This window comes from Dietzia aerolata (assembly GCF_014144865.1).
GTDB classification, from domain to species: domain Bacteria; phylum Actinomycetota; class Actinomycetes; order Mycobacteriales; family Mycobacteriaceae; genus Dietzia; species Dietzia aerolata.
Genome location: NZ_JAALDM010000159.1, coordinates 1 through 9432, shown reverse-complemented (window position 1 = coordinate 9432; position 9432 = coordinate 1). Strand labels below are relative to the sequence as shown.

General features: G+C 68.9%; 9 protein-coding genes, 1 other RNA gene and 1 pseudogene. 8 read left to right on the top strand and 3 right to left on the bottom strand.

The window, feature by feature from the left end; all coding sequences use genetic code 11:
• Positions 1-210, bottom strand: a 210-nt coding sequence (locus G6016_RS10340) for an arsenate reductase/protein-tyrosine-phosphatase family protein (protein WP_479682403.1), incomplete at its 3' end; no start/stop codon positions are given.
• The gene (locus G6016_RS10335) at positions 200-868 is read right to left on the bottom strand and encodes an HAD hydrolase-like protein (protein ID WP_182632575.1); all 669 of its coding nucleotides are present in this window, start codon (positions 866-868) and stop codon (positions 200-202) included. The genes G6016_RS10340 and G6016_RS10335, both read right to left, overlap by 11 nt.
• Positions 869-1018: 150 nt before the next feature.
• Here G6016_RS10335 and G6016_RS10330 point away from each other — a divergent pair, with 150 nt between their 5' ends.
• The 6 genes and pseudogenes from G6016_RS10330 (at position 1019) to G6016_RS10305 (ending at position 5095) form a co-directional block, all read left to right on the top strand.
• The gene (locus G6016_RS10330; RefSeq protein ID WP_182632577.1) at positions 1019-2209 is read left to right on the top strand and encodes a Nif3-like dinuclear metal center hexameric protein; all 1191 of its coding nucleotides are present in this window, start codon (positions 1019-1021) and stop codon (positions 2207-2209) included.
• 11 nt (positions 2210-2220) lie between these two features.
• Positions 2221-2952, top strand: a complete 732-nt coding sequence (locus tag G6016_RS10325; RefSeq protein WP_182632574.1) for a zinc ribbon domain-containing protein — start codon at positions 2221-2223, stop codon at positions 2950-2952.
• A gap of 2 nt (positions 2953-2954) precedes the next feature.
• Positions 2955-3596: pseudogene (locus tag G6016_RS10320) on the top strand (histidine phosphatase family protein); the annotation flags it as partial.
• A gap of 37 nt (positions 3597-3633) precedes the next feature.
• Positions 3634-4065: RNase P RNA component class A (rnpB, locus tag G6016_RS10315), an RNA gene on the top strand.
• A 453-nt stretch (positions 4066-4518) separates the two neighbouring features.
• Entirely contained in the window at positions 4519-4812 is a 294-nt protein-coding gene (locus G6016_RS17260) for a hypothetical protein (RefSeq protein WP_241730138.1), read from the top strand.
• A 109-nt stretch (positions 4813-4921) separates the two neighbouring features.
• On the top strand, positions 4922-5095 hold the full coding sequence (locus G6016_RS10305; RefSeq protein WP_182632571.1) for an SPOR domain-containing protein: 174 nt from the start codon (positions 4922-4924) through the stop codon (positions 5093-5095).
• A 56-nt stretch (positions 5096-5151) separates the two neighbouring features.
• Here G6016_RS10305 and G6016_RS10300 read toward each other — a convergent pair whose 3' ends face one another.
• On the bottom strand, positions 5152-6783 hold the full coding sequence (locus G6016_RS10300) for a CYTH and CHAD domain-containing protein (RefSeq protein ID WP_182632570.1): 1632 nt from the start codon (positions 6781-6783) through the stop codon (positions 5152-5154).
• A gap of 202 nt (positions 6784-6985) precedes the next feature.
• Here G6016_RS10300 and G6016_RS10295 point away from each other — a divergent pair, with 202 nt between their 5' ends.
• Both G6016_RS10295 and G6016_RS10290 read left to right on the top strand, forming a co-directional pair.
• On the top strand, positions 6986-8509 hold the full coding sequence (locus tag G6016_RS10295) for an FAD-dependent oxidoreductase (RefSeq protein WP_182632569.1): 1524 nt from the start codon (positions 6986-6988) through the stop codon (positions 8507-8509).
• Positions 8510-8574: 65 nt separating this feature from the next.
• On the top strand, positions 8575-9393 hold the full coding sequence (locus tag G6016_RS10290) for an SDR family NAD(P)-dependent oxidoreductase (protein WP_182632576.1): 819 nt from the start codon (positions 8575-8577) through the stop codon (positions 9391-9393).
• Positions 9394-9432 lie beyond the last annotated feature (39 nt).

Genomic DNA, 9432 nt, shown 5'->3' with positions numbered 1-9432 from the left:
GGCCGCGGCGCGCGGGTCCATGCCGTCGCCGACGTGCCAGCCGCCGGTGCCTACGCTGGAGACCGTCACCTGCTCGCCGAGCCCCGCGTCCGCGAACGCGCGCCGCGCCATCGACTCGGCCATGGGGGACCGGCAGATGTTGCCGGTGCACACGAACACGACCCGCACGCGCCGGGCGCCGCGCGGGCCCACGACCGGATCACTGCTCACGGATGATCGCCTCCAACTCGGCTGTGTCCGTCACCGACCACCGCGCGTCGTCCCACTCGTGCGGCCGCCCGTAGCCCCACTTCACCAGCGCGGTGTCGATCCCGTACAGGCGTGCGCCGTCGACGTCATGTTCCCGGTCGCCGATCATGAGCGCCCCCGACGTCCCGCCCTCGGCCGCAGGAACCACCGGGATCCCGAGCGCGTCGAGTGAGTGCGCGATCACGTCGGCCTTGGCCAGTCGCCCCACGCGGATGTCCGCGCCGCCGATGAACTCGAACGGCGCCGTCAGGTCAAAGTGCGCGAGAATCCGCCGCGCGGCGTCCTGGTCCTTGCTGGTGGCCACGGCCATCCGGTAACCGTCGGTCGCGAGTCGGTTCAGGAGCGTGTCCATGCCGGCGAACACGGCGTTCTCGCGCCAGCCCACCTCGTCGTACCGCTCGCGGTAGGCGGCCAACGCCCGGTCGAGGTCGGCGCCGTCCAGTCCGAGCGAGGCCAGGGTCTCGGTCATCGGGGGGCCCGCGATGGAGCGGATGTCGCGCGTCGTGTCCCACCGGCCGCCCACGGCGTCGAGGGCGTGGTGGAGGGAGCGGGAGATCCCGTCGAGGGAATCGGTGATGGTGCCGTCGAGGTCGACGAGCAGAATCGGTCGGTCGGGCATGCCGCCATCCTCCCAGAGAACGCCGGTGGGTGCCCCGAGCGCCGACGGATGACGGGCCGCCGAGACAAGACACAAGAAAAAGACCAAAGATATGACGACGACGACAACACCGCCCGCGCCCGGCACGATGGTGGGCGTGAGCGCCCGTGCATGACGGGCGGAGGCGAAAGGGGAAGCACTGTGACCGGTGGAACGACGACTCTCGGCGAGGTCATCGCGGTACTCGAGGAGGCCTACCCGCCCCGGCTGGCCGAGCAGTGGGACCGCGTCGGACTGGTAGCGGGGGACAGGTCCGCCCCCGTGAGCCGGGTCGTGGTGGCCGTCGACGCCACGGACGCGGTGGTCGATCACGCGCTGGCGGTCGGCGCCGACCTGCTCCTGGTCCACCACCCGCCGCTGATGAAGGGGGTGCATTCGGTGGCCACCGACACCCCCAAGGGGCGGCTGCTGCACAAGCTCATCGCCGGCGGTTGCGCGTTGTTCGCGGCGCACACCAACGCCGACTCCGCGCGGCCCGGTGTCAACGACGCTCTCGCCGAGGTGCTGGGTTTGACCCCCGACCGGCCACTCATTCCGACCGGTGACGGCACAGTCGACCGCTGGGTCGTGACCGTGCCGGAGGGCGACGTCGACACCCTCATGCAGACGGTGTTCGCCGCGGGTGCGGGCCGGATGAGTGGCTACACCGAATGCTCCTTCTCCGTTCTGGGCACCGGACGATTCCGCCCGGGCGACGGCACTGATCCCACGATCGGCACGGTGGGCGAGCCCGAGGAGGTCACCGAACTCCGGGTGGAGTTCGTGGCGCCCCCGGAGTTGCGGTCGGCGGTGCGCCGGGCGGTCATCGAGGGGCACCCGTACGAGGTCCCCGCCATGGATGTCCTGGTCAACCATGCCGGCCCCGCGCCGAGCGCCGAGGACACCGGCCTGGGGAGGGTGTGCGAACTCGCCGAGCCCATGACCCTGGCGCGGTTCGCCGAGCTCGTGGCTGAACGGCTGCCCGTCACCTCGTGGGGCGTCCGGGCGGCCGGCGATCCGGACGCGGAGATCCGACGCGTGGCCCTGTGCGGTGGCTCGGGTGACTCGCTTCTCGGTGCCGCACGGGCCGTCGGCGCTGACGTCTATCTCACGGGGGATCTACGCCATCACGTCGCCGACGAGCACCTCCGCGAGGGCGGTCCGATGCTCGTCGACGCGGCGCACTGGGCGCTCGAGTTCCCGTGGTGCGCCCAGGCGGCGGCCCTGCTGGCCGAGCGGGTCGGCGTCACGGCGACGGTGTGTGACGAACGCACCGACCCGTGGACGGTCTCCGCGGGGGGAGACGGCGGGCAGCGGCGGTAATGTTGGCACCCATGAAGGCCGATTCACACCTCCAGCGTCGACTCGTCGACCTCGCCGATCTTGACCTGCGACTGGCAGGGCTCACGCACCGCCGCACCGAACTTCCGGAGCAGGCGGCGCTCGACGACCTTCAGGCGCAGCGTCGGGCGGCGGTCGAGTCGGCCGCCCGTGCGGGAATCCACGTGGAGGACCTGGATCGGGCGATCGCCAAGCTGCGTTCGGACCTGGATGCGGTGAAGCGTCGGCGCTCCAATGACGCGGACCTGCTCGCCTCGGGCGGGGTCTCGGAGCGGCAGGGCACCGAGTTGGAGTATGAGCTGCGGTCGCTGGCCCGGCGACAGGAGACCCTCGAGGCGGAGGTGGCCGAACTCGTCGAGCGTCGCGAGGCGATGGATTCCGACGTGCGGCACTCCGGTGCCGTGGTCACCGATCTGGAGGCGCAGATCGGTATGGCCACCACCGTCCGGGACACCGCGCTCGCCGAACTCGAGGACTCGGTGACCGCCACCATCGCCGAGCGTGCCCGTGAGGCCGAGGCGGTTCCGGCGGAACTCCTCGAACTCTACGCCCGTAGTGCCGAGTCGGCGGGGGTGGGCGCGGCAATCCTCAACGGCAACCGCTGCTCGGCCTGCGCCATGGATCTGGACCGCAGCACCGTGTCGGCGTTTCGCGCCGCACCCGCGGAGGACGTGCTGACCTGCCCGGAGTGCGGAGTGATCGTCGTACGCACCGCGAACTCATGAGTTCGAGCCCCGGCTGGACCGGCGCCACCGGTCGGCCGACGCGCATCCTTCTGGCGCGGCACGGACAGACGCCACTGTCGGTGGACCGACGCTATTCCGGGCAGGGCGATCCGCAGCTCACCGAGCTCGGTGTGGGGCAGGCCGAACGCACCGCTGCACGACTCGCGGCGCAGCCGCACCTGGCCGCGGTCGTCTCCTCGCCGCTGGGTCGGTGCCTGGCCACCGCCGAACGCGTTGCGGAGGCCGCCGGTGTTCCGTTGGTCGTGGATGAGGACCTCATCGAAACGGATTTCGGCGAGTGGGAGGGCCTGACCTTCCGTGAGGCCGCCGAGCGAGACCCGGATGTGCATTCGCAGTGGCTCGGCGACACCACTGTCACGCCCCCTGGCGGCGAGAGTTTCGCAGCCGTGCGCGAGCGGGTCGAGCGTGGCCTGCATCGGATCGTCTCCGAGCGCCCGGGTGGGATCGTCGCGGTGGTCAGTCACGTCACGCCCATCAAGATGGCGATCCGGGCGGGCTTGAACGCCGGCGACGACCTACTGTTCCGGCTGCACCTCGATCTGGCGTCGGTGTCGGATGTTCGGTTCTACCCGGACGGGCCGGCCTCGGTTCACCTGGTCAACGACACCTCGCATCTCGACTGAGGGCTGCAGGGCCCGGGGGATTAGACTGGCGGGCGAACGAGCCGGCCGGACGGCCGCGGGACGGGGACCATCGCCACCAGGCGACAGGCCCGTACTCCCGAGGAAAGTCCGGACTCCACAGAGCAGGGTGGTTGCTAACGGCAACCCGGGGTGACCCGCGGGATCAGTGCCACAGAAAACAGACCGCCACGCCCATTGAGGCGCGGTAAGGGTGAAACGGTGCGGTAAGAGCGCACCAGCACCCCGGGTGACCGGGGTGGCTAGGTAAACCCCGCCCGGAGCAAGGTTGAAGATCGCACCGCTTGCGGTGCGTTTGCGCGGATGACGTGCTGTGATGCATGGAAGGGCTGCTCGCCCGAGTCCGCGGGTGGACCGCTTGAGGTACCCGGCGACGGAGTGCCCAGATGGATGGTCGTCGCCCTCTCTTTCGAGGTGGGCACAGGATCCGGCTTACAGGCCGGCTCGTTCCCACCCAGCTCTCGACTCAAGTCGTGCATGGCGTCTGTGTGGGGGCGGACCGCGATTGGTACCCAATGACGGTAACTCCGGTTGGATGGTCGACGCCCTCACCTCCGGTAGGAGGCCACAGAAAGCTGAACCTGTCCGAGTTCACTGGTATAGGTGATGCAGTTTCAGTGAAAGGTATTCGGCGATGCGATTCATCATGGCCTTCGTGGCTTCTGCGGTTCTCGTTCTGGCTGGCTGTGCTTCCGATGAACAGGGTGTCGAGTCGGAGCCGAGTAGTTCAGAAACGACGACTAGTTCATCTGCGAGCTCCAGCTCTGCAACATCGTCGTCGGAACCGACGTCACCCAGTGACATCACGTCGGAACCCCAACCTGAGGCAGCTCCTGCTGCGGCACCGACCTCGGTCGAGCCCTATGTCGTGGAGTGTCTCGTGGGGACGCCGGGGCCTTCACGTATGTCGGACGGAACCATCAAGAGCACCGACTATTGCTTCTACGAGATGGGCGGGCCCCAGTACCTGGAACAGGAGCGTCAGTCCGGTCTCGGCACGGCTGAGCAGCAGCCTGAGCATGACGGTGTTCCCATTGCGGATGGCGGCACGTGCCCGGCGGCCATCTGCGGCTACGGCCATGACGAGAATGGGGATCCGAACCCGTCGTCGGGGGAGCTGCAAACCCAATACGGCTGTGAACAGGGCTACATCACCGACGTGGAGCTGTGCGCCGCGGTCGGCGTACCGATCGGATAGTCGTCGTCGATTCGAATTGGTTGGCGCGGAGTCCCGGAATCCAGGGCCCACATGGCACCTGCTGGATAGGCTGAGCCCACCATCACGACCGGAGCCGAGGAGTTCGATCATGTCCGACGAGCAGTGGTACTACGACCTCGCCACTGGCGAGGCTGTGCAGGGCAAAGTTTCCGGCTGGGAGAACCGGATGGGGCCGTACTCGAGCCGCGGCGAGGCCGAAGCTGCACTGGCCAAGGCCAAGGCCCGCAACGATGCGTGGGACGCCCAGGACGAAGACGACTGACACAGAAACAGGCGGCCGCCCGATCATCGGACGGCCGCCTGCTCAAGTTCTGGGACTCAGCCCTTCTTGCGGGACTTCTTGTCGCCCTTGCTCTTCTTCTTGCGTGAGGCGCGACGCGACTCGGACAGCTCCCGGTACGCGGCGGTGACGGTGGCCGCGTCGTTCTCGAAACCGTCCAGGGTGCGCTCGGAGAAACCGCGCTCGTGCTCGAAGAGCACCCCGAACCCGAAGGTCGACTCGCCGGCCGACTCGGCCCGCCGCGCGATGCGCCTGATCCACTGACGCGCCGTCACACTGTCCTGGACCTCGCCCAGCACGGTGTGCAGCCGCTGACACGCGGTCCGCAGCGGCGCCACACTCAGGCCGCCCTTATCGGGCAGTGAACTCACATTGCGCCGCAGGGCCTTGGCGCGCTTGCGCACGACGTGGGTGAGCTCCTCGCGCTGCGCCAGCGAGAGGTCGAGCTGGGCGAGATCGCGTTCGGTCCGGGTGCGGGACTTGGTGAACTTGGCGAACTGCCGGTCGACGCCGCGCAGGATCACATCCTGATCCTTACGTCGCTTCTTCTTGTCCTTGGCGGCCGCAGCAGGCTGGCCGTCGGCGTCGCTGGCATCAGGATCGGTTCCGGCCACGCGAACCAGCTCGTGCAGGGCGTCCACCAGATCGAGGTACCGGTCGGAGACCAGCGCCGCGGTCACGCGCTCGCCGGCCCGCCTCTCCTCGAAGTCGAGCTCGGCGCGCAACCGCTGCCGGGTCTGCGGGCTCACCACGTCCTCGGGGTACTCGGCGGCGATTCCCTCGAGGCGCTCGTCGACGACCTGGATGTCGCGCACCTTGCCCAGCACGGCGGCGAGCACCTTGAGCTCCTCGAGCAGCGAGGCCAGGTCGAGATCAGTTCCCTCGGTCTCGGCCGCGAGCTCGGCGGCGTACGAGCTGATTGTGCTCCGCAAGCCACGCACGGCGACGCGCATCTGGTGCACGCCGACCATGGTGACGCGCCGCGCGGCCGGATCGTGGTCGAGGAGCTGGCTCAGGTCCTCGCCCAGCGCATCGCGAACAGGGGAGACGCCGCGGTCCCACAGATCGGGAACCTCGCCCACGGCACGGGCGAGTTTCGACGACGACGATGAGGCCTGCGCCCCCGCCGCGACACAGGCTGCCGAGACACCGGCCAACGCCTCCTCGGAGTTGGGCAGCGACGGGTCGACGAGTTCGGCCTCCCACTCCCGCCATCCCGAAGCAGAGCCGCCGGGAATAAGGGACTCGGTGGTCACGCGGTCGTCACAGAACTGCACGACGGCCGTCCCGTCGGCGTCGCGCAGCAGGTTCACCCGCCGGTCATTGTCGATCCGGGCAATGGGCGCCAACTTACGGCGGCGCACCAGACCGGCGACGGCCTCGACGAGTTCGGTCGGGACGTCATCACCGAGCGGAGCCTGAAGCTCGATGCGGCCCTCGCGGCCGGGGAGCTTGAGGTGCCAGCCCGCATCGTCACCGCCGGTGCGTCGGCGCAGGGTCACCTTGTGTCGGGTGAGCGCGAGGTCCGCGGTGTCGTAGTAGGTAGCGGACAGTTGATGCTCCACGGCATCGTCCGCGACGAGGGGTGCGAAGGACTCGGCCGAGGGGGCCGGGTGGTCGGATCCGACCTCGAACTTGCTCTCGACCTCAACGGTCTCACTGATCGCCATGCACTGGTTGTACCAGCACAGGGTTAACGCCGCAGGTCACTTCACCCCTGAAAGGACTTACTAGAGAGTAAGGTCGGGGTTGTTCCCGGTCACAGTGCGAAATCGCACTGCGCATGGAAACTCCGTGCATGGAAACGCAGTGCATCGAGATGCATCACGCGGGCCGGGAGGAATTGTGCAGTCGTCTCGTGGGGGAGATCACGTGAACCAGATCAACACCGTCGATGTGCTCGTGGTGGGCGCCGGATTCTCCGGGCTCGGCGCGGCCATCCGACTGACGCAGGAGGGGTTCGACGATCTCGTCGTGCTCGAACGGGGCTCGGATGTCGGCGGCACCTGGCGCGACAACAGTTACCCGGGCGCGGCGTGCGATGTCCCGTCACACCTCTACTCGTTCTCGTTCGCACCCAACCCGGACTGGTCGCGGGCGTTCTCCCCGCAGGGCGAGATCTACGACTACATCCGCCGAGTCACCGCCGAGGCCGGGGTGCGCGAGAAGATCCGCTTCGGCGTCGAGGTGACCGCGGTCGACTACGACGAGGATCGCGGCCGCTGGACCGTCGAGTCCAGCGAGGGCACCTACGACGCCCGCGTGGTCGTGCTGGGCGTCGGCGCACTGTGCGAGCCCAAGAACCCCGACATCGATGGGTTTGCGGACTTCACCGGTGAGGTCTTCCACACCGCGCGCTGGGACCACTCGGTAATGCTGGCGGACAAGAACGTCGCGGTGATCGGCACCGGCGCCTCGGCGATCCAGGTGGTGCCGTCCATCGCCCCTACCGTGGCCCACCTGGATGTCTATCAGCGCACTGCACCGTGGGTTCTGCCGCGCATGGACCGGACCTACCCGGCCATCGAACGCAAGGCGTACCGGACGATCCCCGGGTTGCAGCGCGCGATGCGTGCGCTGCAGTGGGCGAGCCGCGAGTTCCAGGTGGTGGGTCTGACCCGCAGTCGCGCGGCGCTGGCCCCGATAAAGGTCCTCGGGCGCGCGCACCTGGCGCTACAGGTGCGGGACAAGACACTGCGGGAGAAGGTCATGCCGCGGTTCGAGATCGGCTGCAAGCGCATCCTGCTCTCCAACACCTGGTACCCGGCGCTGTCCCGCGACAACGTCGACCTGGTCACCTCGCCGATCGAGCGGGTCACCTCCGGCGGCATCACCACCGCCGACGGCACCGAGCACCCCGCGGACGTCCTGGTGGTGGCCACGGGCTTCCATGTCACCGACTCGCCGTTCTTCGAGCGGGTCCGCGGCTCCGACGGGCAGGCCCTGGCCGATAAGTGGGCCACCGAGGGCATGGAGGCGTACAAGGGCACGACCGTGGCCGGCTACCCCAACCTGTTCGTGCTGGTCGGCCCCGCGACGGGGCTGGGACACTCGTCGATGATCTACATGATCGAGTCGCAGCTGAACTACCTCGCGGACGCCATGCGCACGATGCGCGAGCGGAACCTGCAGACCGTCGACGTGCGCGAAGTCGTCCAGGACGCCTACAACGACGACCTGCGCGCCTCGACCGGCGAGACCGTGTGGACCACCGGCTGCAGCAGTTGGTACCTCGACGACAAGGGCAACGCGCCCGCCGTGTGGCCCGACTTCACGTTCTCCTTCCGCAGGGAGACACGCGAGTTCGACCTGAGCGCGTACCGCCGCACCCCGGCGGCGCCCACCGCCCCGGCCGGGGCCCAGGTATCGCCGACCGGGCAGCAGGATCGGTCATGAGCGGGATCGTGGGAAAGACTCGTGAGACGGTCGGCGGGCTGCTGGGCCGCCGCTCCCGCTGGCAGATGGACGGCAAGGTCGTCGTCGTCACCGGAGCAGGTTCCGGAATCGGGCGGGAACTGGCGCGCGAGGCCGCCCGGCGCGGCGCCCGGTTGGCGCTGAGCGACATCGACGTCGACGGACTCGCGACCACCGTCGCACTCGCCCGAGGCGATGGCGCCACCGACGTGCACTCCCAGCGCCTGGACGTGACCGAACAGGCAATGGTCGCCGAATATGCGGGAGCGGTCGCCGAGCACTTCGGCCAGGTCAACCTGGTGATCAACAACGCCGGGATCGCGTTCACCGGCCGCGTCGAGGAATCGGCCTACAAGGACATCGCCCGCGTGATGGACGTGGACTACTGGGGCGTGGTGCACGGCACCAAGGAGTTCCTGCCGCACCTCATCGCGTCCGGCGACGGACACCTGGCGAACCTGTCCAGCGTCTTCGCGTTCCTGTCCGTGCCCACCCAGAATTCGTACAACGCCGCCAAGGCCGCGGTGCAGCAGTTCACCGAGTCTCTACGGATGGAGATGCTCGCCGCCGGCCACCCCGTCGACGTCAGCTGCATCCACCCGGGCGGCATCAAGACGGCGGTCGCCCGCAACGCCACCGCCGCCGAGGGGCTCGACAGCGCGGACTTCGCCACGGTCTTCGACGAGAAGTTCGCCCGCACCGAGGCCTCGACGGCCGCGCGCGTGATCCTCGACGGGATCGAGCGGCGGCGCGCCCGCATCCTGGTCGGCCCGGACGCCTACGTGATCGACGCGTTCGTCCGGCTGTTCCCGTCCGGCTACCAGCGCGGCACGGTGGCCATGTCGCGCCGGTTCGGCGTCATCTGACGCCCGCCGCCTGCCCGAGCCAGCCCCGCCGCCTGGCCC

Coding starts and splice junctions, on each gene's coding strand:
- G6016_RS10335 (WP_182632575.1), bottom strand. CDS start 868: ATGCCCGACCGACCGATTCTGCTCGTCGACCTCGACGGCACCATCACC.
- G6016_RS10330 (WP_182632577.1), top strand. CDS start 1,019: ATGACGGGCGGAGGCGAAAGGGGAAGCACTGTGACCGGTGGAACGACG.
- G6016_RS10325 (WP_182632574.1), top strand. CDS start 2,221: ATGAAGGCCGATTCACACCTCCAGCGTCGACTCGTCGACCTCGCCGAT.
- G6016_RS17260 (WP_241730138.1), top strand. CDS start 4,519: ATGTCGGACGGAACCATCAAGAGCACCGACTATTGCTTCTACGAGATG.
- G6016_RS10305 (WP_182632571.1), top strand. CDS start 4,922: ATGTCCGACGAGCAGTGGTACTACGACCTCGCCACTGGCGAGGCTGTG.
- G6016_RS10300 (WP_182632570.1), bottom strand. CDS start 6,783: ATGGCGATCAGTGAGACCGTTGAGGTCGAGAGCAAGTTCGAGGTCGGA.
- G6016_RS10290 (WP_182632576.1), top strand. CDS start 8,575: ATGGACGGCAAGGTCGTCGTCGTCACCGGAGCAGGTTCCGGAATCGGG.